The following is a 26,277-nucleotide window of genomic DNA, read 5'->3' as shown; positions in this document are numbered from 1 at the left end:
TGAAGATTAAAACTTATTATTATTCTATTGATATGAATGCCCTACGGGCATTTTCGATAAGCTCCGTGTTTCTGTGTCTCCGTGTTTTTATTCAATTCCTATCTGATTTGAACCAAATTGATAAAGTATGAATAATGCAGGCTAAACACAATTCACCACAGAATGTTTTTAATTCAAGAGATATATAAATCGAATATTTTTATTTAAGTTTGCTGTATTAACTTTAAATACAGTAATTATGTTTGCAAAAGAGACATATATGCAACGCCGGGCCGCACTGAAAAAAGCAGTCGGCTCCGGTATACTTCTATTTCTGGGAAACGATGAAACAGGTTTAAACTACGAAGACAATACCTTCCGTTACCGACAAGACTCTACTTTTCTTTATTATTTCGGTTTATCATTTGCCGGCCTTTCTGCTATCATTGATATTGATGAAGACAAAGAAATTATCTTTGGTGATGAGTTAACAATTGATGCCATTGTATGGATGGGTACTCAACCTACGCTGAAAGAAAAGAGCGAACGGGTAGGAATATCCCTCAATATGCCATCGGCCGATCTTGCTAATTACCTCACTAAAGCCCAGCAGAAAGGACAAACCATTCATTTTCTGCCTCCTTACCGTTCGGAGCACAGAATTAAATTGATGGAATGGTTGAATCTGCCGATAGGCAAACAAGAAGGCTCTATTCCATTTATTAAAGCAGTTGTAAACCAACGTAACTACAAAACAGCCGAAGAAATTGTAGAAATAGAGAAAGCATGCAATATTACCGCTGATATGCATATTGCTGCAATTAAAGCACTTCGCCCGGGAATGATGGAGTATGAAATAGCCGCAATAATAGAAAGTGTTGCACTGGGTGCAGGTGGTAATCTGTCTTTCCCTACTATAGCCACTATTAACGGGCAAACACTTCATAACCATTATCATGGTAATAAAGTAAAATCAGGAGATTTGTTCCTTATTGATGCTGGTGCAGAAACCGAAATGGGGTACGCCGGTGATATGTCGTCGACGCTTCCTGCTGATAAAACTTTTACTACCCGCCAGCGGGAAATTTATGAAATACAAAACAGGATGCACAGGGAAGCAGTAAGAATGCTTCGTCCCGGAATTACTTTCAAAGAAGTTTATGAATTCTCGGCTTGGGTTATGGTTGAAGAACTAAAAAGTCTGGGCTTAATGAAAGGCGATTCGCATGCCGCAGTCGAGGAAGGTGCTTATGCCTTATTCTATCCGCACGGATTAGGTCACATGATGGGGCTTGATGTGCATGATATGGAAAACCTTGGAGAAGTATGGGTAGGATACGATGGTCAGCCTAAGAGCACAATGTTTGGACGCAAATCTCTCCGCTTAGCCCGCACACTTGAACCGGGATTTGTACTTACCATAGAACCCGGAGTATATTTTATCCCTGAACTTATTGATCTGTGGAAAGGACAAAACAAGTTTACGGACTTCATTAACTACAACGCCCTGGAATCGTATAAGAACTTTGGCGGTATACGAAACGAAGAAGATTATCTGATAACAGAAGAAGGAAGCCGCAGGCTAGGCAAGAAAATACCACTTACACCGGAAGAGGTGGAGGAGCTTCGGTAATGAGTAGTGAGTAATGAGTTTTGAGTTATGAGTTTCGATGCCGCATGGAAACTCACTACTCATAACTCATAACTCATAACTCACTACTCACAACTCATTACTCACTACTCACAACTCATAACTCACTACTTATTACCTCTTAAAATCTCCCTTTTCCCCTGCGGTGGTCCCGGAAGACGTTCGACTACAAAGCCGGATTGCTGCAACATTCGTCTGATAACACCTTTTGCGCAATATGTTGTAAGAATTCCTCCTTCGTTCATTGCTTGATATAGGGAATCGAATATCTCCTGTGTCCACATTTCCGGTTGCTTCTCGGGGGCGAAGGCATCGAAGTAAACAATATCCGGCCTGTTGCTTTGATTAAATTTGTAGGATGCCAGGTCCATATTTACTTTATTCAGAATAAACTCCGGTGTTATTTCTGTATCACTATTCCATGGGGCATTATGTAATTCGCCGAAAAGCGGATCATCGGTATAATGCAAAGCATCTATTGTTTCTTTGGATAACGGATAGAGTTCAATACCCGTGTAATATACCTTTTGTTTAGAAGTGATTGTTTCTTTCAATGTTAGCCAAGCGTTTAAACCTGTTCCGAACCCAACTTCAAATATATTCAGAATATCCTGAGGGCTATGGGCTTTCATCCCCATGTTGATAAATACGTGTTGCGATTCGGTTGCGGCACCTTTAACACTATGGTAATGTTCGTCCATTTCGGGGATGTACAAGGTAGAACTTCCGTCGGCTGTTTGTTCGATAATTCTTTTCATTTGTCAGGCAAAAAAGGTAAATATACCACGGGCAGCCAGTATCACAACTACATACCTGAGGAATTTACCGATAAGCATACATATAGTTACTATTTTCAAGTTGCTGCGTAAAAAGCCCAATGCTACAGCAATAATGCTTCCAACAACTGGTATAAAAGTAAAAAAGGCCATGAATGCACTCTTATGGTGCAGGTATTTCTTCATGGATTCTATCTTCTCTTCGCTCATGTGGAAATACTTTATAAGCCATTCCATCTTTCCAAGATGTCCCAGCCAATAACATGTTAAACTTCCCAGCAGGTTTCCGGCTGTAGCAGCCAGTACACAACCAAAAGGATCGAGCCCGGTAGAGGGATGTACCAATGCAAACAATACAGCTTCGGAGCTGAAGGGTATAATTGTTCCGGCCAACAAGGCTGCCAGGAACATACCCACATACCCCCACTGAATAAGGAAGTTTATAAAAGCATCCATATATTGAATGTAAATAGAAGCACTAAACCAACCAGTGCTCCTATAAAGAACCAATTAGAGGCCTTATTGTTTGTAAGAACAAAGAAGTGAGCAGAAAGAATACTTAGTCCGGTAAGTAACAGCAGAAATATACTAATGGAGTGAACCGGCTGCAAAATCATATATACGAAGAAGCTTAATAGAAATAGAATAATAAATCGCAGATAAGCACGGGTACGTATTTTATCTTTGTTTTTATTGGTGAAGCAATAAACAGCACTAACTACATAAATAACAAAGAAATAAGCATATACTACCCATTGGGTTATGCTCAGATTATCGACACTGAATTTAGGGAAAGCAATCAGTTCGTTAAACAGTTGATAGAACACTTCCATGTTTTCTATCCAATAGGCATATCCCCACAAAAAGAAATAAGGAAGGCTGCATCCTAATATGGCAGCTATCAGGTTGCGGAAGGTCATTGGAGTAATCATTCCGGTACCTATCAGAAATATAGGGGCAAACCACAAGCAATGTGGAAACAGCAGGCTAGCGAATCCCAGAAATACAAAAGCATTAAAAACATATCCCATAGGATGCTGTTGCTGATAGCATTTAAACAGGTTATTTATGCTGAACAGTAACAGAATTGCAGCAATGTCTGTGATATAGAATATATGCAACAAGGGGCAGGCAGAAACACATAACAGGAAGATAGAGGTTTGTACCGAGGCCCGCCGTCGGATAATAGCATAATCGTTATTGAGGTGAATCAGGAAGAAACCAATCAGGAAACAACATACCAAACTTAACACCCGGCTGGCCCAGTTGGCGATCGTATTCTGTAGAGATTGTAACAGGGGGTGTGAAGTGTTCTCTGCTACCTCCAGATCGGGAAAGTACAGATACACCCCTATCCAACAGAGCAATGTTAGGAATATAGCAACCGGAAGTGTGTATCTTCCGGTTGTGATGATATGTTGCAAACGGGTCATAGTTTTTAGTTACGAGTTACGAGTTACAAGTTACGAGTAAAGTAGTAAACTTGTAACTCGTAACTTATAACTCGTAACTAATTTAAAGGTCGAATCCGATATCGGTTCTATAGTATTTCTTTTCAAATTCAATCATCTGTGCTACTTTGTAACACTTGGCCAAAGCCTCTTCGCGATTGTTTCCATAAGAGCTTATGGCAATTACACGACCTCCGGCAGTAACTACTTTGCCATCTTTCATAGCTGTTCCGGCATGGAAGATGATGCTGTCTGTTTGTGCGGCTTTGTCCAGTCCGGTAATTGGGAATCCTTTGTCGTATGCTTCGGGATAGCCTCCGCTTACAAGAATAACACTGGCGGCAGAGCGTGTGTCTTCTTCAAAGGTCATGGTATCGAGTTCGCCTGTATGCACGGCCTGTAGTAATTCAACCAGATCGCCTTTGGTTCGTAGCATAACGCTTTCTGTTTCGGGGTCGCCCATACGAACGTTATATTCAATAACCATTGGTTCGCCATTTACTTTAATAAGGCCCAAGAAGATAAATCCTTTGTAGAGGATTTCTTCTTCAATCAATCCGTTGATGGTTGGTTCAATAATGCGGGTACGTACTTTTTCCATGTATACCTCATCGGCAAACGGAACGGGGGTTACGCTTCCCATACCTCCGGTATTTAATCCGGTATCGCCTTCGCCAATACGTTTATAGTCTTTGGCAACGGGTAGTACTTTATAGTGTTCGCCATCGGTTAGTACAAATACGGAACATTCAATGCCGCTAAGGAATTCCTCAATTACTACGGTTGCGCTGGCATCTCCAAACATTCCGCTAAGCATGGCGTTGAGTTCAAATTTAGCGTCTTCCAGTGTTGGGAGTATCAATACTCCTTTGCCTGCACACAGTCCGTCGGCTTTTAATACATAGGGTGCGGGTAGGGTTTCGAGGAATGCCAACCCTTCTTCCAACGTTTCTTTGGTTACGCTTTTATAGCGGGCTGTTGGGATATTATGGCGCTGCATAAACTCTTTGGCAAATTCTTTGCTGCCTTCGAGCTGTGCTGCTTGTTTTGTTGGGCCGATTATGGCAATATCGCGAGTGGCAATATCTTCCTGAAAGAAATCGTAGATACCTTCTACCAATGGGTCTTCGGGTCCTACAACTATCATGTCTATGTTTCTTTCGAGGGCAAATGTTTTGATTGCTTCGAAATCGGTAACTTTAATGTTTATGTTCTCGCCTACGGCAGAGGTTCCTGCATTGCCCGGGGCAATGTACAGCTTTTCCAGTTTAGGGCTTTGGGCCATTTTCCAGGCAAGGGCGTGCTCGCGGCCTCCGGAACCTAAAAGAAGTACTTTCATGTTATATTATTTATTGTTCAATTTAAGCTTTATGAGGTTGTGGTAAAAGTTCAATTGTACGATTTACCACAGAGTTCACAGAGTTTTTGCTTTTTGAGTTAGCAATTACCCCGGCAGGGGTAAGATTTGCATAACCCCGGGTGAGCAGAGCGTAACCCGGGGTAGACTAAATCCACTCACAACAGCCCTGAAAGGGTTGAACCCCTTCGGGGCTCAGGTAATCGGGAGTTATATACCCCGGGTTACGCTTTGCTCACCCGGGGTTATGCAAATATTACCCCTGTCGGGGTAATTGCTAACAAACTCAAAGAACGATTGGACTTCCTCCAAAGGAGGATAGCCTGCGGAGCAAGTATCACAAATGATCCTCAAAATACCTTGTTATCTTCTCATGCAAATGCACACGGTCGCGTCCCATTACATTATGTTTGTGACCGGGATAGATAAACAAATCCGGATAGGTGCGTGCATCCACACAGGCTTTCATAAACGATAACGCATGCTGCGGCACACAAGTATCATCATGATCATCGTGAATAATCAGGAGATGTCCTTTCAGGTTACCTGCCAGGTTGTTCAGGTTCGATTCCTTATAACCTTCGGGGTTCGACTGTGGAGTATCCATATATCTTTCGCCATACATAACCTCGTAATATTGCCAATCTATTACCGGACCACCTGCAACACCCACTTTAAATATATTCGGATAACGAAGCATCAAGGCAGTAGTCATGTGGCCACCGTAGCTCCATCCATGCACACCAATACGGTTGGCATCAACATAAGGCAGTGAGCGTAGGTATTCTATCCCTTTTACCTGATCTTTTCCTTCTTCAATACCCAGCTGACGGAAGGTACAGTTTTCGAAGTACAATCCACGGTTACTGCTGCCACGGTTATCGATAGTAAACATTATGTAACCCTTGTTTGCCATGTAAATATCCCATCCGCGGGCACCATATTGCCACGAGTTAGTTACCATTTGTGCATGCGGACCACCATATACATAAACAATAACAGGGTACTTTTTGGTTGCATCAAAATCTGCCGGCTTGGTTATGCGGTAGTATAAATCCGTAATTTCATCATCGGCTTTAATTACCCCGGTTTCAAAATGTGGCATATCGTAGTTCTTATAAGGATTACTGGCTTCGAGCAATGTAATGCCGCTTTGGCCTCCCCTTACATTTATTATTTCTATTTTTCTGGGTGTTTGTGGTGTTGAGTAGGTATCAATTACATAACTGCCCGAATGGCTTAGTTTGCAATTGTGTACACCTTCATCGTTGCCAATAGGAGTGCGTTTACCTGTATTGGTGTTTACCCTGAAGTAATTTGTTTGCAAGGGCGAGTATTCTGTACTGGCAATAATAACTTCTTCCCAACTGCTGTCGAAACCTATTATGTTTTTAACCAGCCAGCTTCCCGAAGTTATTTGTTTCAATAAATCACCATCGGTATTGTACAGATAAAGGTGGTTGAAACCATCGTTCTGACTCTGATAAATAAATCTGTCGGGTGCCCATGGAAGGAAAGCAATAGGAGACTGAGGCTCGATGTACTTAGGATGCGTTTCTTCAAAAAGTATTTTTTGAAGTTCGCCTGTTTTTGCATCGTACCTACACAGTTTTGCTTTATTCTGATCGCGGTTTACTTCTATCAAGTAGAGGCTCTTTTCGTCCGGCGACCAACAGATGTTGGTAAAATAGCGGTCGGTAGGATCGCCCACTTTCAGGAAAACGGTTTCTTTAGTGCTTGGGTTGTATATGCCAATGGTAACCAAATGGCTTGTTGTGCCTGCCATTGGGTAACGTACATTGTTTACCTCGGCTATGCGGGTGGTGATGTCTACCAACGGATATTGGGTAACCATTCTTTCGTCCATACGGTAGAAAGCCAACAAGTTTCCTTTGGGGCTCCAGAAAGTTCCTTTGTTAATACCAAATTCGTTGCGGTGTACCGACTGACCACATACAACACCTTCGGGCTCGTTGGTTATGGCCTCATTGTTAACATATAAATTGTTACCAACGGTATATGCCAGGTTACCCGATTTGTATTCATAATCTTTGTTATTAGCCTTATTCGAGTTTATTTTCCGGATGTTTGTAACTTCATTTTTCTTGAAATCATAAACAACATACTTGTCGGGGTAACTAATCAGTATCTTAGTTTGGTCCGCCCATAAAAACCGGATGTTATAAAGGTGGCTAATAGGATTGATATCCAAAGCCTTAAGCTTCTTATTTACATCGGCCAAAGTAAAAAGTACTTTTTCTTTTCCGGTTGCCGGGTTAATACTTATAACCTTATCTGTTTCTGGTTTAATACAGATGTCGCCCCACCACTGTAAACCATAAATGTTTTCGGCGAATTTATACTGCGACCCACCTGGTATTAATTCTTCCAATGTAGGAAGATGCAACTGTGCTTGTATATTTCCTGCCATAAGGGCAATGATAAGGGTTAATAGTGCTTTTTTCATGATTTTATAAGTATTTGAGTGAGGTAAAGTGAGGTAAAGGAGGTAAAGATAACGATGCCGCATGGCTTATTCTTTACCTCACTTTACCTCCTTCTCTCCTTTACCTCCTTTTTGAATTCTTTATGTTTGCCCTGAAATATATCATACTGGCGATACTCACATTCTAACGATCCATTAAACAAGGGTATTTTTTTAGTTGGTTTCAGTCCTATCTGGTCGAAACATTCTTCGCGATAGCTGAGTATCCATGCGGTATTTCCGGTAAATCCATGTTTCAATCGTTCGCCAATCATTTGGTACAAGCCCAGCAGGTCGCGACTTGATATACGTTCACCATAAGGCGGATTGGTTATCATGATTGATTTTTCTTTGGGTTGTTCAAATTGCTGGAACGGTTGAACTTTCAATACGATATCTTTTGATACTCCTGCTGCTTTAACATTGTGCATGGCAATGGTATTTGCTGCAGGATTATTATCGTAACCATAAATTTTATGGTTGAAAGGGCGTTCCTTGGTATCGTCGTTATAGATATCATCGAAGAGGTCCTGATCAAAGTCTACCCATTTTTCGAAGGCAAACTCTTTGCGGAATACTCCGGGAGCAATGTTACGGGCAATCAGTGCAGCTTCAATAGGGATCGTTCCCGAACCACACATGGGGTCAATTAAATCGCAATCGCCTTTCCAACCGCTCATTAATATCATACCGGCGGCAAGCACCTCGTTCAATGGAGCTTCTACTGCTTCCTGACGATAACCGCGACGGTGCAAAGACTCTCCCGAAGAATCAAGAGAAAGCGTACAGGTAGTATGGGCGATATGAATATTTAATGCAATATCAGGATTGCTTAGTCGTACCGAAGGGCGTTTGCCAAACTTTTCGCGGAAATAATCTACTATGGCATCTTTTACCTTGTAAGATACAAACTTGGAGTGACGGAACTCGTCGCTGAAAACAACAGCATCTACTGCTATGGTTTTATCAACATCCAGGAAATCTTCCCACTTTATAGCTTTTACTTTCTCGTACACTTCATCGGCATTCTTTGCCGTAAAGTTACTTATTGGTTTCAAGATACGGATAGCCGTGCGCAAACAAAAGTTTGCTTTGTACATCATTGCTTTATCGCCGGAAAAGGATACCATCCGACGGCCTATCTGTACATCGTTAGCTCCAAGGTTTGTTAATTCTGTAGCCAAGACTTCTTCCAAACCTTGAAAAGTTTTAGCTATCATTTCAAAGCTAGTTGAGAGTTGAGAGTTGAGAGTTGAGAGTTTATCTGTCATTTTACTTGGGTCTTTTTTGTTGTTTTAACTATGGAAACTAACATCTTTATAAGTTCATCACAATCTTTTTCTATTGAGTTATAGGAATCTTCATCAATATATTCACTATCCTTCAATAACATCAACCAGTATTCTGTTTCATTGGCTTCCTTTAAAGCTATATTCATTTTATTTATAAAATCAGCACGACTTTGAGCATGTTCTGCTTCACGACAAAGTGCACCTATTGCTGTACCGCTTCTCAACATTTGTTTTGAAAGAACATATTCATGCATATTTGTAGTTAGATATTTATATGCGTTTATTATCCGTAAAGCAAAAGTATACGATTTTTGCCCTACAATACCTCTACCCATGTTAGTTGAGAGTTGAGAGTTGAGAATTGAGAGTTAGCTTCCCAATATAGTTATTAACAACGTTGTTTTCAATATTTTCATTATTTTCATTATTCTTGTTATTCATATTCATAATTATTTTGTTTTTTCATTATCAACTCTCAACTCTCAACTCTCAACTCTCAACTCTTTTGTATGATTCTCTCCCCAGCCGGAACATCCTCTGTTACCCAGATATTACCACCTATTGTAGCGCCTTGGCCAATAGTGATGCGTCCCAGAATGGTTGCGTTGGAGTATATAATCACATTATCTTCAATAATCGGGTGGCGTGCAATACCTTTTATGGGGTTACCTTCTTCGTCTAGCGGGAAGCTTCTTGCCCCAAGTGTAACTCCCTGATACAGTTTTACATGATTACCGATTATGGTGGTTGCCCCAATTACCACCCCTGTTCCGTGGTCGATGGTAAAATGTGAGCCGATTTGTGCCCCGGGATGAATATCTATACCGGTTTCGCTGTGAGCCATTTCGGTAATAATGCGTGGAATTAATGGAATACCCAGTTTCAGCAATATATGGGCAATGCGGTAATTGCTGATTGCCTTGATTGCCGGATAACAGAATATAACTTCTCCGTAGCTCTCGGCAGCGGGGTCACCGTTATAGGCGGCCTCAACATCGGTAGCCAGCAGCCGACGAAGTTGTGGAAGTTCACTCACAAATTCGGCAGCAAGTTTGGCAGCATGATCTCTTTTGCAGTCTGTTGCAGAACAGCTAAATCCTTCGCGCTCAAAACATAAACCAGCCAGTATCTGCTTGGCAAGCAGGTTGAATAACTTCTCTACTGCTACCCCAATATGATACTCGATGGTACTGCTATTAATGGTAGAGTTTCCATAATAACCGGGAAAAAGTATGGTACGTGCCAGCTCAATAATTTCCGCCAGAACCGGTGGCGATGGCAACGGCTCTCCTTCTCTGTGCTGGTGAAATAATCCTCCATAGGATTCGCTTCGTGAAAGTTCGTCCACGGTATGCGTTAGAACATGTGTAAAGTCTTTATGACTCATGGGAATGCACTCTTCTTTTATAATGTGCAAAGATACAGGTTAGAATCCATTAAACGTACATTTAACCTCAATTATTCGTGCTCTTTGTGTTGAAACTGAGAAAAAAAAGAGAGTTAATTGCAGATAAATGGATGAAGTATTGCATAACTGCGATCATTTTATGGTAGATATGCTGCAAAACAGTAACTGCTTCTTTGTTCTGATTATGTTACATATACGAATAATATATCGTACATGCCCAGAGTTAATACTCAGTTATATTTGGAAGTATTCATTCGCCACGAAGTGGCAGGTTAATTCAGCCCCAGGTAACACCTGGGGTAATAACAGAACCACGCCCTAGCGCCCTGAAAGGGCAGTTCAATTATTGAGTTGAGCCTGTAAAAGCAGGCTTTTCAACGAATGTTTCCTATTTTGACAAACACCAACAGAAGAAAAATGGTAATACTATGGCAACAGAACATAACAGAACAGAACATAACAGAACAGAACATCAGAAAAAGCAGAAGAAAAAGAAACTGCTGCTGTTGATAAAGGCGCGAAGGCACGAAAGGATGAAAGCACGAAGGCATGAAAAAAACACTTTTATCCTTTCGTGCCTTCATCCTTTCGTGCTTTCGTGCCTTCATCCTTTCGCGCTATATAGAAAAGCAGTCTTGAGCTATATAGCATCGACCCCCTGAACTATATAGCATTGACCCTCAGAGCTATATAGCATTAATCTCTCAAGCTATATAGCACTTATCAACGGCATTAGAATCTATTTTGGCCAGTTCAATTAACTCCTTCCATTCTTGAATATGAATAATTCAGGCTAAATGCTTTGAGTAAAACCGAAAAGACTTATATTTGCATTAAAATAAAACGCACATATGAGACAAATATCCTTTTTTGCCTTTGTTATATTACTTTTGAGTGCATGTAATACAGGTCCTAAATTTACAGTTACAGGCGAAGTTACCGGAGCCGAAGGAAAGAAGATTTATCTGGAAGCCTCGCAAATAGGTGGGGTGGTAGTATTGGATTCGGCTAAGATAAAAAGTAGTGGTACATTTACGTTTAAAGGGCAAAAGCCCGAATCGCCTGAGTTTTACAGACTACGCATCGAAAATAAAATTATAAACTTCTCTGTTGATAGCACCGAAACTGTTACAATCAATGCCCCTTACGATAAGTTTACAACAGCCTATCAGGTAGAAGGGTCGCCCAACAGTATCAAAATCAAGGAATTAACACTTAAGCAAATTAAGTTACAGAACGATGTTAATACCCTGATGCAATCGGCACAACAAAACAGATTAACCAACCCTGCATTCGAAGATAGCTTGAATGCTTTAATTAATGCTTATAAAGAAGAAGTTAAAACGCAGTATATATACGCGGCTCCTAATACCGCTGCGGCATATTTTGCTTTGTTTCAGCGCATCAATAACTACTTGTTGTTCGACCCCTTAAACAACAAAGACGATATTAAGAGTTTTGCTGCTGTAGCAACCAGTCTTGAGAACTTCTATCCGCATGCCGAACGTTCTAAAAATCTATATAACCTGGTAATTAAAGGCATGCGTAACACCCGCACCCCACGCGAAACATCTGCAGCCAATACCCAAGAGTTTGAGATTAATACAACCGGATTAATAGATATTCAATTGAAAGACATAAAAGGCAATACCCGCAAACTGACCGATTTAGCCGGGAAAGTGATATTATTGGATTTTACCGTATATCAACATCCGGTATCGCCCGAACATAACTTTATGTTACGCGACTTATATGACAAATATTCGGATAAAGGTCTGGAGATTTATCAGATATCTTTTGATGCCGATGAACACTTCTGGAAAACTGCCGCACACAACCTTCCATGGATTTGCGTAAGAGATCCGCAAGGCGTTTACTCGTCTCAGTTATCTTTATATAATGTTCAGCAGTTGCCCACTTATTTCCTTATAAATAAGCAAAATGAATTATTTAAGAGGGGCGAAGATGTGAAAGATCTGGATGCAACCGTTAAATCATTATTATAAAAAAGGTTCGTTCTTAAATTATGTTACATAACAGGCTTTTATATTTGAAATTTACTTTTTAAAGGCCTATCTTTGCAAAGTGAAAATATAGAGAGGGTTCCAACATGTCAACATGTTGGAATTCTTTTTTGTTTTATATGACCGTTTAATATTAAAATTAAATTAGGAGGAAATACATCATGGCTTATATGTCTGAAGAAGGCTACAAAAAGTTAGTGGAAGAATTGAGAATACTTGAAACTGTAAACAGACCGGAAATCTCCAGGCAGATTGCAGAAGCACGCGACAAAGGCGATTTGTCCGAGAATGCAGAATATGATGCGGCTAAAGAGGCGCAAGCACTTTTGGAAATGAAAATCAGCAGACTGAAAGAAACAATAGGCGAAGCTAAAATTATAGACGAATCAAAATTGCAAACCGATTGTGTTCAGATTCTAAATAAAGTAGAGTTGAAAAACGTGAAGAATGGTATGAAGATGACATACACCATTGTTTCGGAAAGCGAAGCAAACCTCAAAGAGGGCAAAATTTCGGTTAGTACCCCTATTGCCAAAGGTTTACTGGGCAAGAAAGTGGGCGATGTTGCCGAGATACAGGTGCCTCAGGGAAACATCAGTTTGGAAGTAATGAACATCTCATTCTAAAAACACAAATACCATTATGGCTACCATATTCAGTAAAATAGTTGCAGGCGAAATTCCAAGTTATAAGATTGCCGAAAACGACAAATTTTATGCATTTCTGGATATTAACCCACTTGTTAAGGGACATACCTTGGTTATACCTAAACAAGAGATTGATTATATTTTTGATATAACAGATAACGATTTGGCAGAGATGCATGTCTTTGCTAAAAGCGTAGCCAAAGCAATAGAAAAAGCAATACCTTGCAAAAGGGTAGGGGTGGCAGTGATTGGACTCGAAGTTCCACATGCACACATACACCTGATACCAATTAATAAAGAATCGGATATGCTATTTTCGAACCCAAAACTTAAACTAACTCAAGAAGAGTTTACCAGTATTGCGGAGAATATTCGCAAGGCTTGGGATGAATGATAAATGTTTCTAGAAACGCAGATTAACGCGGATTAACGCAGATTAAATATGAGAAAAATCTGCGTTAATCCGCGTTAATCTGTGTTTTAAAATTGATTTAACGAAGTATGAAAAATCAAACATTCAAAGGTTTTACACCCAAAACTTTCCAATTCTTTAAAGACCTGAGTGAGAATAATAACAAAGAATGGTTTGACGCCCATAAACACATTTACGAATCCGAGTTAATAAATCCGCTAAAGGCATTATTCCAGGCCCTTTATCCGGTTATGCAGAATATAGATAGTCAATTCGAAATGCGTCCTCACCGGGCTATATCACGTATTTACAGAGATACCCGCTTCTCAAAAAATAAAGATCCATATAAAACATTTATGTGGATGACATTTCAGCAACCTGTTACCCGTGAAGAGTGGAAAGATCATCCCGGATATTTTTTAGAACTACAACAGGATGCGTATACCCTTGGTCTTGGTCTTTTTCAACCTCAGAAAAAGGTTATGGATAACTTTCGTGATGCTGTAATATATGATGCCGAAGAATTTCAACGAGTAACACAGGAAACCGTTCTGGATAACGGATATACCGTTCGTGGAGATGAATACAAACGCCTTATCGCTAATGACCTTTCGGATTATTTTCAACCTTGGATTCAACGGAAGGGTATTTGGGTTGAGAAGATACAACCTATAAATGAAGATGTGTACTCAACCGGCTTTGCCGATCTTATAATTAAAGATTTTGTTGCTTTAGAGTGGCTCTATAATTTTATGAAAGAGGCTACAATGGATTAGGGAAGTATTACAATCTGGCTCACATACCTCGATTATAAAACCTGCTTTTGATTAAGTAGATGTATTTTAACTACTTAAAGTGAAGAAGTATGGTTTTTTTTTGTAAGTTTGTGATATAGAGAGGTTGACTTGCTTGAGACACATATTAGGAATATTATTATGGATTACCCTGTTAACTCCTACTGCACGTGGCATTAACGGAATTACACAATTACATCCGGGTAACTATACGGTATCGACAGACTCGATACTGAAGCAAGTTATTTTTTATGCTCCCTTATACGAATCCCTGGTTATTGATTATAAAGCAGAAATGTATATGAAGAGCAGGGTGTATATACGAAAAAGAAACCACCTCATCAGATATATTCCTTCAATGTTTAAACTTAAAAAGGGAGTGCGCGAATATCTGCTTGAATCCTATAGCGACCTACATTTTACCGAACCCAACATCTACGATCATAAATTAAGAGTGATAACCGGAACAATAGATCGATTTCGTGGTCCCAAAGGTAATGTGTTGCAGTATTTTAATGTGAATGTTTATTCGCCTACACTTTTACCTACTAAATTATTATCACCAGTTTCGGCTTCGGCAAAGAAGTATTATTCTTACAGGCTCGATTCGGTGATTAAATATAAAGGAGAAAAAGCGTATCGTATATCTTTTGAGCCCAAAAAGCGAAGCTATCAACTGGTAAAAGGATACATGATTGTGAGCGATAATGTGTGGAGCATCAGAGAAATGCAGTTCTCGGGCAGATCAGAATATCTTCGCTTTGATAATCATGTTAAGATGGGCGAAGTAGGAGAGAAGAATGAGTTTTTGCCAGTGAGATATGACATGAATGCGCATTTTAAATTCTTAGGTAATAAGTTTGATGTGAATTTTATTGCGCTGTTCAATTACAAGTCTATTGATATTAAAGAAAAAAGGGCTCGGCCTAAAAAGCAGAAAGAAGATTATGATTTAACAGACTCGTATACATTGAAATGTGATACCATATCTTATTATACCGATACCTTCCATATTGCTAAAGTACGCCCGATTGAGTTAACGCCACTAGAAAAAAACATATACGAAGATTATTATATTAAAAAGGATACCACACTGTATAAACCAAAGCCCAAGAAGTCTAGCCAAGTATTTTTAGGGCAGATTGGCGATATGCTTATCGACAATTATACAATAGATCTGGCGCAAGTGGGTAGTGTAAAGGCATCTCCCCTGATAAATCCGTTGTTGCTTGATTATAGTGGAACAAACGGAATTTCATATAAGCAGGAATTTAAATACAACAGATTGTTTTCGGGCGACCGACTGCTTCGCATTGTGCCACGTATAGGGTATAACTTTAAGCAAAAAGAGTTTTATTGGCGCGTTAAGGCCGATTACGATTATTGGCCTCGTAAGCGGGCAGCTCTTCATATTAACATCGGTAATGGTAATAGAATTTATAGTAGCCAGATATTGGATGAACTAAAAGAAATACCGGATAGTGTTTTTAATTTTAATAAAATACATCTTGATTATTTCAAAGACTTTTATGTTGAGCTCAGGCATAGCTTGGAAATCACCAATGGGTTAACTTTGGATGTTGGTATATCAACCCATAAAAGAAAAGCAGAAAAGAAATCGGAGTTTGTGTCGCCCGACCCAGAGAGGTACAGGAATACATATATAAGTTTTGCACCACGTGTACGGATAAGCTGGACACCCAAACAATATTATTATATGAATGGAGACAGGAAAATAAATCTTCACTCCATTTATCCTACTTTTATATTAGACTGGGAGCGGGGCATTGATGGAGTACTTCGTAGTACCGGTAATTATGAACGATTTGAATTTGACATGCAACACCGCATATCTTTAGGATTAATTCGTTCCTTATATTATAGGTTTGGATGTGGTGCTTTTACCAAACAAGAGAATATGTACTTTGTAGACTTCGTAAACTTCTCGAAGAATAATCTGCCAATAGGATGGAGCGATGATATAGGTGGTGTTTTTCAAAATCTCGATCGCAGATGGTATAACTCGTCCCGCAAATATGTAAGAGGAAACATTACCTACGAAGCACCCTTCCTTTTATTACCTTTGGTTTTAAAAAACACCAAACATGTGCTCAACGAACGCCTTTACTTTGGTACTGTGGTAATGCCTCATCTTAATCCGTACCTGGAGGCTGGTTACGGAATAGGAACCCACATTTTTGATGTAGGAGTATTTGCAAGTAGTATGAATGGAAAATTCGACCGGGTTGGATTCAAAATAACCTTTGAGCTATTTAATCGGTAATTTGTTGGCGGCCTCCTTCTACTCGTACAACCTCAGTCTGTTTTTGAAATACTCCAGTTCCTGTTGAATATCTTTCATTCTGTTCAGGAGGTGGTGAATTGCATCAATCCCTTCAATATTGATGGATAAATCATAATACAGTCGTGCATAACGCTCTATGTCCAGGAGTTGCGAAGATGGAAATAGTTTTTCTCCTTCTATAATGCAAGTGTCTATTAATCCGTTATCTTCGAGCATGGTAAAGAAATCTTGTTCTAAATCCGTTCTCTTGCAATATTCTCTGATAATTATAAAATCTGTTTGCATAACATTTCCTCCTCTTTAACTAAGACCTTGTATTTCCCTGAATAATTCTTTTTGCTTATCAGTAAGATCGGTTGGTATATCAACTGTGTAAGTTACAATTAAATCGCCAAACGTATTTTCCTTCTTGTAAACAGGAAAACCTTTACCTTTAAGCCTCACCTTGGTATTGTTCTGTGTACCAGGTTTAATTTTCAGCTTCACTTTACCATCCAGTGTATCGACAATTTGTTCTCCACCCAAAACTGCTGTATACAAATCAATAGGAGCGGTTATATAAATATCATCGCCAACCCGTTTAAACCTGTTATCTTCGGCTATTACGAAGGTAATGTATAAATCGCCTGCTGCACTTCCGTTCACACCTTCGCCACCCTGGCCTTTCAGTTTTATTTTTTGTCCGTTTGCTATACCGGCAGGAACAGTTATGCGCAAGTTCTTACCATTAACCGTAATAACTTGTTTGTGGGTTTTGGCCGCATCAGCCAACGATATATGCAGTTCGGCAGCATAATCCTGTCCGCGGAAATTAGCCGAACGCCTGTCACCGCCCATTCTTGAACCAAACATAGATTCAAAGAAGTCGGAGAATCCACTTCCGTCACCCGATGCCGACCAGAATGTACCATCACCATCAAATCCCTGGTATTGACCGCCTCCTTGATATTGTTGCTGCTGAGCTTCGTACTGGTCGGCATGTTTCCAGTTCTCTCCATACTGATCGTACTTTTTCCGTTTCTCAGGATCGCTCAACACCTCGTTTGCTTCATTAATTTCCTGAAACTGTTTGATAGCATCCGAATTATCCGGATTAAGGTCGGGATGGTGTTTGCGTGCCAGTTTGCGATAAGCTTTCTTTATCTGATCCTGTGTTGCGCTTTTGTCAACTCCAAGAATCTTGTAATAATCAATATATGCCATGTTAGTTACTAGTTACAAGTTACAGGTTACTAGTTAACAAACAAAGCTCTATCATGGTTCATATTCAAGATTTCCAATACTTATTACCTGCCGTTCAAAATCCTGCCGGGAATTTAAGGCAGCATTGCGCATCTTTACGCGGTAGTTATAGATTGTAGAGGTCGATCGGCGCAAGAATTCGGCTATCTTCACCGAGTCGGTAATCCCTAACCTAATCAAGGCAAATACACGAAGTTCTGTGGTTAACAATTCGCCCGGCTTCAGTGTGATGCGTTTATCATCTTGCAGAAGTTCATTAAACTGATCCACAAAATCGGGGAACAGATGCAAGAAGGTTACATCGAAATTCTGATAGAACTCATCAAGTTCGTCTTTCATATACGTGGCCGACTTTAATACTTTTACTACCTCGGCACTGCCATCTTTGCGCAATATATTATTAAGGTGTACCCGGTATTGCTCAACCCCACTCATGTAATTAGAGCACAAGTCGAGGTAGCGGCCAATATAAGCCTCTTTAATATTGTTGGCCTCAATTAAAGTACTGTTTGCTTTGCTTAGTTTTGAGTTTACTTTCTTAAGTTCGTCGTTGGTCTGTTTCTGCTTTTTACGGGCCAACGATATCTTTTTCAAACTTTTATAAACAGCTATTACGGCTATAATAAGTAGTGCCAACAGCACACCAGCCCCGGTAACCAGAAAGATTAACTTGTTTTTTTGTTGTTGAATCTGCGAATTGTACGATTGCGAAATAAGCGGCAATAACTGGTTTATGTTATAAATGTTTTTGCGCGAATTTACCTGCAAAACCCCTTCCATAGAGCAGTTTATATAGCGATAGGCACGTTCCAAATCGCCTCGCTCAAATAATATAGATGCAAGTTGATACAGTGCTTCGTGCTCATTCACAGGAATTTTAATGTCGCATATAGCTCCCGATGCAAAGTAATACATTGCATTCTCAATATCTCCCATATCTTCGTATGCACGGGCAATCAGAAAAGATAAGGTACCCTTGTCGCGAATTGTCAGTTCCCATTGTTCGTAGGGTACAAGCAATGACTTTGCAACTCCTTCATAATTACGTTGGTTACGCATAAAGCTTGCCTCAATCAACAATTTGCGAAGTTCGTCGCCTTCAAGAAGTTCCAAAACCTTATAACGATAACTCTCCTTTAATTCGTTGTACTGAACCAACTGTTCTTTATCGTTGCATACATAACCCATGTGTTTGTATAATATATGATAGCAGTCGTAATAATCCATCAATAAGTCTTTCGACAGAGAATTTACCGGTATGCTTTGCAACAATTGGTGATCTTCGTGCAGCATGCCTGCCATTGCACAAACATTGGCCAAATCCATTATTGATTTGTAATACTTATCGGGTGTGTTTTCGGCCAAATGTAATTTGGTTTTAGCATATACCATAGCCGAGTCGAGATTGTAATCAAAGTATTCGGAAAATAGCTTGTTACAAATATTGTATTGGTATTCGGGTGAAGTATTTCCTTTAAATAGTTCTCGTATTCCATTTATGCGTTGTTCTTTATCATGCTCGTAAGTTTCGCGGTGAAGTATGGTTTCATCGAGCTCCAGCAAAACATCCGACAGTCTTTTGTTGTATTTTACTGGCTGCGAACACGAAATAAGTAACAGGATTATAAGTAATGAGCAACAGATTAGATTTAAATGTTTCATTTGTGTTGGTGTTTTACAGAACAAACTTAAGAAAAATAAATTGTACTTTTGCACTCCAATTATAATATTAAAAAAGAATATGAAAAGATTTGCTCTCTACTTAATGCTAGTGGGATTGTTGGTTATAAGTTGTTCGGACGATGATACTCCGGATTCGGGAACAACAGTTGAATACGATTACCTTATCGAAGCCTCTTATACAGTCACTGCACAGCCCAAGCTGCTAGCTGCTGCTTTAGAGAAATATGGTTATGGAGAATTTGCCCCCTTACTGAAGAGTAAGGTCAATTTGTATAAAGTAACCTACCAAACCGAATATAATGGCAAAAAGATCAATGCTTCGGGGGCACTTATGGTTTCCGAAGAGTTGAATCCGGATTTTCCAACAGTAATTTATCACCATGGCACTTTATCAAAAGATGAAGCCCCCTCACAAAGTTTGAATGGTATACTCAACTTCTCGCTGGAAGTGTTTCTGGGTATTTCGTTAGCATCAATAAATAATTGTGCGGTATTGTTGCCCGATTATATTGGTTATGGTGCTAGCGCTGATGTTGTACATCCTTATTTGCACGATGCATCGTTGGGACAAGCATCGTTCGATTTTGCTCGTGCTTGCGCCGAGATAACCAACGATAAACTTGAGTCTGATTGGTTGAATACCGATTTGTTTATTACCGGTTATTCGGAAGGAGGCTATGCAGCCCTATCGCTTCAAAAGAAGATACAGGAAACAGCCCAATCCGGATTTACTATAAATAAGGTGTTGGCCGGTTCGGGCCCATACGATCAATATGCTTTGTCGAAAGAGTTTTTTGCCAAAGAAGAGACTCAGGATTTACACACCATCAGCTCTTATTTGTGGGTACTGGATATGTATAAGCGCAACTATAATTATTCGAAAGGGTTCAGCGATATCTTTTCGACCAAAGATGATGCACTGCTAAAGGCTACTAATTACGATCTGGGTTATTTTAATCCGGAGAAGCTGGAACTCAATACCGACCCGCAACTGTTATTCAAAGAAAGCTTCCTGACAAATGTTCAGAACGAGAGTGATAAGGAGTTAATAAGCATTCTGAAAGAAAACTCTTACACCAATTTTGTGCCGGCAGATAGTCTTATCTTTGTGTATGGTACAAACGATAATTGGGTTTATCCGGTATGTACAGAAACTACTTATGCAGCAATGAAACAAAAAGAATGTAAGGTAAAAGCTTATCCAATGCCGGGAGGAGATCATGCTACTACACTGCCATACTATCTGCAATTGTTGCTGGGAAGATTGCATAATATTTAAATAAACAGTACCTTTGCGAACTATCATTCTGATAGTTACTTAATTGGTATACGAACAAAATAATAGAAAATGAACAAGATCGTTAGCAAAGAACAATTCTCACCCAAAGTATTTAAACTGGAGATTGAAGCCCCTCTTATTGCCAAAGCAAGAAAAGCCGGACACTTTGTAATTGTCAGGGTTGGAAAAAAAGGCGAACGTGTGCCTTTAACCATTGCCGGGGCCGATATAAAGAAAGGAACGATTACATTGGTGGTTCAGGAAGTGGGATTGTCGTCTTCACGACTTGCCGCCCTGAATGTAGGCGATTATATAACTGATGTGGTTGGCCCCTTAGGACAAGCCACTCATATAGAGAACTTCGGAACGGTAGTTTGTGCCGGTGGTGGTGTGGGTGTTGCACCTATGCTTCCTATTGTACAAGCATTAAAGGCTGCGGGTAACAGGGTTATTACTGTTTTGGCAGGCAGAAGCAAGGAATTGATTATTCTTGAAAAAGAAATGCGCGAATCGTCGGACGAGGTTATTATCATGACAGATGATGGTTCTTACGGACAAAAAGGTCTGGTAACCGAAGGTGTTGAATCGGTTATTAAGCGCGAAAAGGTAAATAAATGCTTTGCTATCGGTCCGGCAATCATGATGAAGTTTGTTTGTTTGCTAACGAAGAAATACGATATTCCAACAGATGTTTCGCTCAATACCATCATGGTAGATGGTACGGGTATGTGTGGTGCATGCCGTATCAATGTAGGTGGTAAAACACGCTTTGTATGTGTTGACGGCCCAGAGTTTGATGGTCATCAGGTTGATTTCGATGAAATGCTTAAGCGTATGGGAGCATTTAAAAACATTGAGCGCAACGAAATGAATAAGCTTTCGGCCTGCGAAGCTACCAAACCCGAGAATGTTGACGGCCGTGATGCCCCTTGGCGTGAAGAACTCCGCAAGAGCATGAAAGCCAAAGAACGTACAACCATTCCCCGCGTTCACATGAACGAGCTGAACCCCGAGTACCGTATTAAGCACCGTACCGAGGAGGTAAACCAGGGACTTAATGCCGATCAGGCTATTCTGGAAGCTAAGCGTTGCTTAGACTGTGCCAAGCCCGGCTGCATGGAAGGTTGTCCGGTTGAGATTGATATTCCCCGCTTTATCAAGAACATTGAACGGGGCGAGTTTCTGGAAGCTGCCAAAGTACTGAAAGAAACCAGTGCGCTTCCGGCTGTATGTGGTCGTGTATGTCCGCAGGAGAAACAATGCGAAGCTAAATGTATTCATCTGAAAACAGGTAAAGACGCCGTTGCAATAGGTAACCTTGAACGATTTGCTGCCGATTACGAACGCGAAAGCGGCAAGATTTATGTTCCGGAAATCACCAACAAGAACGGTAAAAAGGTAGCCGTTATCGGTTCGGGCCCTGCGGGACTTTCGTTTGCGGGCGATATGATTAAACATGGATACGATGTTACTGTATTCGAAGCCTTGCACGAGATTGGTGGTGTACTTAAGTACGGTATCCCCGAATTCCGTTTGCCCAATGAGATTGTAGATGTAGAGATCGAAAGCCTTTCAAAGATGGGCGTTAAGTTCGAAAAAGATTGCATAGTAGGTAAAACCATCAGTGTAGATGATTTGAAGGAAGAAGGCTTTCAGGGATTCTTTGTTGCTTCGGGCGCTGGATTGCCTAACTTTATGAATATTCCGGGCGAGAATTCAATCAACATCATGTCGTCTAACGAGTACCTGACCCGTGTAAATTTGATGGATGCCGCAAGCGAAGATTCGGATACTCCGGTTACTTTCGGCAAAAATGTGGCAGTAATTGGTGGCGGTAATACAGCTATGGACTCTGTGCGTACAGCCAAACGTCTGGGTGCCGAAAGGGCGATGATTATCTACCGCCGTTCGGAAGAGGAAATGCCTGCACGCCTTGAAGAAGTAAAACACGCCAAGGAGGAAGGTGTTGAATTCCTTACCCTGCACAATCCAATAGAATATATTGCTGATGAAAATGGTGCAGTTAAACAGGTTATTTTGCAAAAGATGGAACTTGGCGAACCAGATAATTCCGGTCGTCGCCGTCCGGTTGCCATTCCCGGTGCTACCGAAACCATTGATATTGATCTGGCAATTGTAAGTGTTGGTGTATCTCCTAACCCAATTGTTCCGAGTTCTATTAAAGGGCTTGAAATGGGAAAATGGGGAACTATCACAGTCGATGATACTATGCAATCGTCTATTCCGATGATTTATGCCGGTGGTGATATTGTACGTGGTGGGGCTACTGTAATTCTTGCCATGGGCGATGGTCGTAAGGCTGCGGCTGCAATGAATGAACGATTGAAAGGTTGACAGGGAATATCTGTTATAAATGAATATCAACAAAATAGCCTCAACCGTAGTAAGTTGAGGCTATTTTTATAGTGTTCAGAATCAGGGCTTTTCTTATTCCCACTCTATGGTCGCTGGGGGTTTTGAACTGATATCATACGTTACACGGTTCACCCCTTTTACCTTATTTATAATATCGTTCGATATTTTACCAAGGAACTCGTAAGGCAAATGAGCCCAATCGGCAGTCATAGCATCGGTCGATGTTACTGCACGCAATGCTACAGCATTTTCGTAAGTACGTTCATCGCCCATAACACCTACCGATTGTACAGGTAACAAGATAACTCCTGCTTGCCATACCTTATCGTACAATCCCCATTCGCGCAGTCCCTGAATAAATACATCATCGGCATCCTGAAGAACGCGCACCTTTTCGGGAGTGATATCTCCCAGAATACGTACTCCAAGTCCTGGTCCTGGGAACGGATGACGGGTTATTAAATGTTCGGGCATGCCTAATTCACGACCTACTCTACGAACTTCATCTTTGAACAATAACCGCAAAGGTTCGCAAAGTTTCAGGTTCATTTTTTCGGGTAATCCACCTACATTATGATGGCTTTTGATAACAGTTCCTGTTATAGAAAGTGATTCTATGATATCCGGATATATAGTACCTTGTGCCAACCATTTTACATCGGTTAGTTTGTGCGCCTCTTCATCGAAAACATCGATAAAGCCTTTTCCTATAATTTTGCGTTTCCTTTCAGGCTCAGTAACTCCTGCCAGTTCTTTGTAGAAACGTTCGGAAGCATTAACACCAATTACATTAAGTCCTAAACACTCGTAATCTTTCATTACGTTGGTAAACTCATTTTTGCGCAGTAAACCATGATCTACAAATACGCAGGTCAGATTTCTACCAATAGCTTTGTTTAGCAATACAGCTACAACCGACGAGTCTACCCCACCGCTTAATGCTAGTACAACTTTGTCGTTTCCTAGTTGCTCTTTCAATTCGGCCACTGTGCTTTCAATGAAAGAAGCCGGTGTCCAGTCTTGTTTGCAACCGCAAATATCTGCCAGGAAGTTTTCAAGAATCCGGGTTCCGTCTGTAGTATGAAAAACTTCGGGGTGGAATTGTACTCCCCAAACTTTTTCACCTTCAATTTGATAAGCAGCAATAGCTACCTCGTTGGTCGACGCTATTGTTTTGAAAGTAGATGGTATGGAAGTGATTGTGTCGCCATGACTCATCCAAACCTGTGAGTTTTCGCTTACACCTTTAAACAGAGGATTGTTTTTTTCAAATTTATCAAGATGTGCACGTCCGTATTCGCGAGTTCCGGCAGACTCAACAGTACCACCATTTGTGTATGCAATGAACTGTGCGCCATAGCAAATACCGAGTATAGGATATTTTCCTCTGATATCTTTCAACTCTGTTTTAAATGCACTTTCATCGTACACCGAGAAAGGACTACCCGAAAGTATTACTCCTTTAACAGAAGCATCATTGAAAGGAAATTTGTTGTAAGGCACAATTTCGCAGTATGTACCCAACTCTCGTATTCTACGACCGATAAGCTGCGTTGTTTGCGAACCAAAATCAAGTATTATTATTTTTTCCTGCATAAAATATGGTGTGTTTGAATTTGGGTACAAAAATACGATTTTTAGTTCTTTTTCTTAGTACACTATGATTTATTTGTATGGGTTTGAACCAAAACTTTTTTAAAGTGAGGTAGAGTGAGCTCTATCATTGCACATTCGTTGTAAATAGATTGTAAATAGATTGATGATGTGTTGTAGATAGAATGGAAAATGACCACCGTTGATTTCGTCTGAATATGCTACATAGGTTGTGCGTAATTGCAATGATGCGATAGTTAAACGCAGTATAGTTGGAAAGAAAAACGCGAACAAACGCTAGCAGAAAGAAAATGGTAATGCCATGGCAACAGAACATAACATAACAGAAAAGAAAACATCAGTAGAAAAAGATAAAAAAGAAACTGCTGATGTTGATGCTCTAGTTGAGAGTTGAGAGTTGAGAGTTCCATGCGGCATCGTAACTCTCAACTCTCAACTCTCAACTCTCAACTACAAATGCAGTTCATTTGCACCCTAAATGAACTGCATTTGCATGCTAAATGAACTGCATTTGAGGTGTAAATGAACTGCATTTGAGGTGCAAATGAACTGCATTTTTTGATTATGGATACGCGGATGAACGCAGTTTAAGCTGTTTCTTTTGAACATATCAATGCAAGAATACGTTTTCTTTATATTAAAATATAAGATCATGGGAAAATTTGAAATCAGTAAAAGAAAAAACGACCAGTTCCAGTATAACCTGAAAGCTGGCAATGGAGAAATCATTTTAACGAGCGAAGGGTATACCGCAAAGCATAATTGCATAAAAGCAATTGAATCAGTGCGTAAAAACTGTGAATTTGATGTGAGATATGAAAAGAAGAAAGCAAAAGATAAGCGAGATTATTTCACCCTGAAAGCATCAAACGGACAAGTTATTGGTGTTAGTGAGATGTATAATTCCGAAGCTGCAATGAATAATGGTATTGCATCGGTAAAAAAGAATGCACCGGAAGCGGAAATTGTTGATTTAACGGTGAAGGGATAAGGCACGAAAGGTTGAAAGCGCGAAAGGATAACAACCTTTCGTGCCTTTATCCCTTCGCGCTTTCGCGCTTAATTCTTCTTCAAAAGATCTCTGATTTCCGTAAGCAACACTTCTTCTTTCGTTGGAGCTGGAGGTGTTGCGGGTTTTGCTTCTTCTTCGACTTTCTTTTTAGTTGTTAATCTATTTATTAATTTTATAAACATAAAAATAGAGAATGCAACAATCAGGAAGTCGAATGTTTGTTGTAAAAAGCTACCGTAATTAAGAGTAACTTCGGCAATAGCAGTTCCGTCGGCAGCAACTTCGGCAGGTTTCATTACCCATTTCAGGTTGGTGAAATTAACACCACCTATCAGTAAACCCAGAGGTGGCATAATAACATCAGCAACCAATGAGGAAACTATCTTACCAAACGCGCCGCCGATTACTACACCAACAGCCATATCAATTACATTCCCTTTCATAGCAAACACCTTGAAGTCGTGCCAAAAATTACTTTTTCCCATCTTTT

The 26,277-nt window shown here is 40.2% G+C and carries 21 protein-coding genes and 1 pseudogene; 9 read left to right on the top strand and 13 right to left on the bottom strand.

The window, feature by feature from the left end:
* Positions 1-238: 238 nt before the first annotated feature.
* Positions 239-1,612 carry an aminopeptidase P family protein gene (locus D0T85_RS19875; RefSeq protein ID WP_163215259.1) on the top strand — a complete coding sequence of 458 codons (1,374 nt, stop codon included), beginning with the start codon at positions 239-241 and terminating at the stop codon, positions 1,610-1,612.
* Between the two features lie 125 nt (positions 1,613-1,737).
* Here the strand turns inward: D0T85_RS19875 and mnmD are convergent, their stop codons facing one another.
* The 8 genes and pseudogenes from mnmD to epsC form a co-directional block, all read right to left on the bottom strand.
* A complete protein-coding gene (gene mnmD, locus D0T85_RS19870; protein ID WP_163215258.1) occupies positions 1,738-2,388 on the bottom strand; it encodes a tRNA (5-methylaminomethyl-2-thiouridine)(34)-methyltransferase MnmD in 651 nt (216 codons plus the stop codon).
* 3 nt (positions 2,389-2,391) lie between these two features.
* Entirely contained in the window at positions 2,392-2,862 is a 471-nt protein-coding gene (locus D0T85_RS19865) for a YqaA family protein (protein ID WP_163215257.1), read from the bottom strand.
* Positions 2,847-3,839: a hypothetical protein gene (locus D0T85_RS19860; protein WP_163215256.1), complete on the bottom strand. Its 993-nt coding sequence runs from the start codon at positions 3,837-3,839 to the stop codon at positions 2,847-2,849. Before D0T85_RS19860 ends, D0T85_RS19865 begins: the two co-directional genes overlap by 16 nt.
* An 82-nt stretch (positions 3,840-3,921) precedes the next feature.
* Complete coding sequence (gene purD / locus D0T85_RS19855) at positions 3,922-5,196, bottom strand: phosphoribosylamine--glycine ligase (protein ID WP_163215255.1); 1,275 nt, start codon at positions 5,194-5,196, stop codon at positions 3,922-3,924.
* Between the two features lie 355 nt (positions 5,197-5,551).
* Complete coding sequence (locus tag D0T85_RS19850; RefSeq protein WP_163215254.1) at positions 5,552-7,681, bottom strand: DPP IV N-terminal domain-containing protein; 2,130 nt, start codon at positions 7,679-7,681, stop codon at positions 5,552-5,554.
* 95 nt (positions 7,682-7,776) lie between these two features.
* Positions 7,777-8,970 (bottom strand): annotated as a pseudogene (locus tag D0T85_RS19845) (class I SAM-dependent RNA methyltransferase); the annotation flags it as partial.
* On the bottom strand, positions 8,967-9,326 hold the full coding sequence (locus D0T85_RS19840; RefSeq protein ID WP_163215252.1) for a four helix bundle protein: 360 nt from the start codon (positions 9,324-9,326) through the stop codon (positions 8,967-8,969). The gene D0T85_RS19840 and the pseudogene D0T85_RS19845, both read right to left, overlap by 4 nt.
* 161 nt (positions 9,327-9,487) lie before the next feature.
* Positions 9,488-10,378 (bottom strand): serine O-acetyltransferase EpsC, encoded by an 891-nt coding sequence (gene epsC / locus D0T85_RS19835; RefSeq protein WP_163215251.1) that lies wholly within the window; start codon positions 10,376-10,378, stop codon positions 9,488-9,490.
* Positions 10,379-11,250: 872 nt separating this feature from the next.
* On the opposite strand from epsC, the gene D0T85_RS19825 reads away from it, so the two are divergent.
* The 5 genes from D0T85_RS19825 (at position 11,251) to D0T85_RS19805 (ending at position 16,560) form a co-directional block, all read left to right on the top strand.
* The gene (locus tag D0T85_RS19825; protein WP_163215249.1) at positions 11,251-12,405 is read left to right on the top strand and encodes a TlpA disulfide reductase family protein; all 1,155 of its coding nucleotides are present in this window, start codon (positions 11,251-11,253) and stop codon (positions 12,403-12,405) included.
* Between the two features lie 179 nt (positions 12,406-12,584).
* Positions 12,585-13,049: a transcription elongation factor GreA gene (gene greA, locus D0T85_RS19820; RefSeq protein ID WP_163215248.1), complete on the top strand. Its 465-nt coding sequence runs from the start codon at positions 12,585-12,587 to the stop codon at positions 13,047-13,049.
* Positions 13,050-13,065: 16 nt separating this feature from the next.
* The gene (locus tag D0T85_RS19815) at positions 13,066-13,464 is read left to right on the top strand and encodes an HIT family protein (protein WP_163215247.1); all 399 of its coding nucleotides are present in this window, start codon (positions 13,066-13,068) and stop codon (positions 13,462-13,464) included.
* Between the two features lie 107 nt (positions 13,465-13,571).
* On the top strand, positions 13,572-14,258 hold the full coding sequence (locus D0T85_RS19810) for a DUF2461 domain-containing protein (RefSeq protein WP_163215246.1): 687 nt from the start codon (positions 13,572-13,574) through the stop codon (positions 14,256-14,258).
* Positions 14,259-14,373: 115 nt separating this feature from the next.
* Positions 14,374-16,560, top strand: coding sequence for a DUF5686 family protein (locus D0T85_RS19805; protein WP_370460017.1), 2,187 nt, complete (start codon positions 14,374-14,376; stop codon positions 16,558-16,560).
* Between the two features lie 18 nt (positions 16,561-16,578).
* Here the strand turns inward: D0T85_RS19805 and D0T85_RS19800 are convergent, their stop codons facing one another.
* From D0T85_RS19800 to D0T85_RS19790, 3 genes are read right to left on the bottom strand one after another with little or no spacing between them, the layout of a single operon-like run.
* Positions 16,579-16,866, bottom strand: coding sequence for a chaperone modulator CbpM (locus tag D0T85_RS19800; protein ID WP_163215245.1), 288 nt, complete (start codon positions 16,864-16,866; stop codon positions 16,579-16,581).
* A 15-nt stretch (positions 16,867-16,881) separates the two neighbouring features.
* Positions 16,882-17,784 carry a DnaJ C-terminal domain-containing protein gene (locus tag D0T85_RS19795; protein ID WP_163215244.1) on the bottom strand — a complete coding sequence of 301 codons (903 nt, stop codon included), beginning with the start codon at positions 17,782-17,784 and terminating at the stop codon, positions 16,882-16,884.
* Positions 17,785-17,835: 51 nt separating this feature from the next.
* On the bottom strand, positions 17,836-19,485 hold the full coding sequence (locus D0T85_RS19790; protein ID WP_163215243.1) for a DUF6377 domain-containing protein: 1,650 nt from the start codon (positions 19,483-19,485) through the stop codon (positions 17,836-17,838).
* 79 nt (positions 19,486-19,564) lie between these two features.
* Here D0T85_RS19790 and D0T85_RS19785 point away from each other — a divergent pair, with 79 nt between their 5' ends.
* Together D0T85_RS19785 and D0T85_RS19780 are read left to right on the top strand one after the other, a co-directional pair.
* A complete protein-coding gene (locus D0T85_RS19785) occupies positions 19,565-20,785 on the top strand; it encodes a S9 family peptidase (RefSeq protein ID WP_163215242.1) in 1,221 nt (406 codons plus the stop codon).
* A gap of 69 nt (positions 20,786-20,854) precedes the next feature.
* Positions 20,855-23,140: a bifunctional dihydroorotate dehydrogenase B NAD binding subunit/NADPH-dependent glutamate synthase gene (locus tag D0T85_RS19780; protein WP_163215241.1), complete on the top strand. Its 2,286-nt coding sequence runs from the start codon at positions 20,855-20,857 to the stop codon at positions 23,138-23,140.
* A gap of 93 nt (positions 23,141-23,233) precedes the next feature.
* On the opposite strand, the gene guaA is transcribed toward D0T85_RS19780, so the two are convergent.
* Positions 23,234-24,757: a glutamine-hydrolyzing GMP synthase gene (gene guaA, locus D0T85_RS19775; RefSeq protein ID WP_163215240.1), complete on the bottom strand. Its 1,524-nt coding sequence runs from the start codon at positions 24,755-24,757 to the stop codon at positions 23,234-23,236.
* 670 nt (positions 24,758-25,427) lie between these two features.
* Between guaA and D0T85_RS19770 the strand changes: the two genes are divergently transcribed.
* Positions 25,428-25,766 (top strand): YegP family protein, encoded by a 339-nt coding sequence (locus D0T85_RS19770; RefSeq protein ID WP_163215239.1) that lies wholly within the window; start codon positions 25,428-25,430, stop codon positions 25,764-25,766.
* A gap of 68 nt (positions 25,767-25,834) precedes the next feature.
* Here the strand turns inward: D0T85_RS19770 and mscL are convergent, their stop codons facing one another.
* On the bottom strand, positions 25,835-26,272 hold the full coding sequence (gene mscL, locus D0T85_RS19765) for a large-conductance mechanosensitive channel protein MscL (protein WP_163215238.1): 438 nt from the start codon (positions 26,270-26,272) through the stop codon (positions 25,835-25,837).
* Positions 26,273-26,277: the final 5 nt, after the last annotated feature.

It is taken from the genome of Bacteroides sp. 519, assembly GCF_010500955.1.
In the GTDB taxonomy this organism is placed as follows: Bacteria; Bacteroidota; Bacteroidia; order Bacteroidales; family Bacteroidaceae; genus Bacteroides.
The sequence above is the reverse complement of the archived record's forward strand: the minus strand, read 5'-3'. Positions and strand labels throughout refer to the sequence as shown.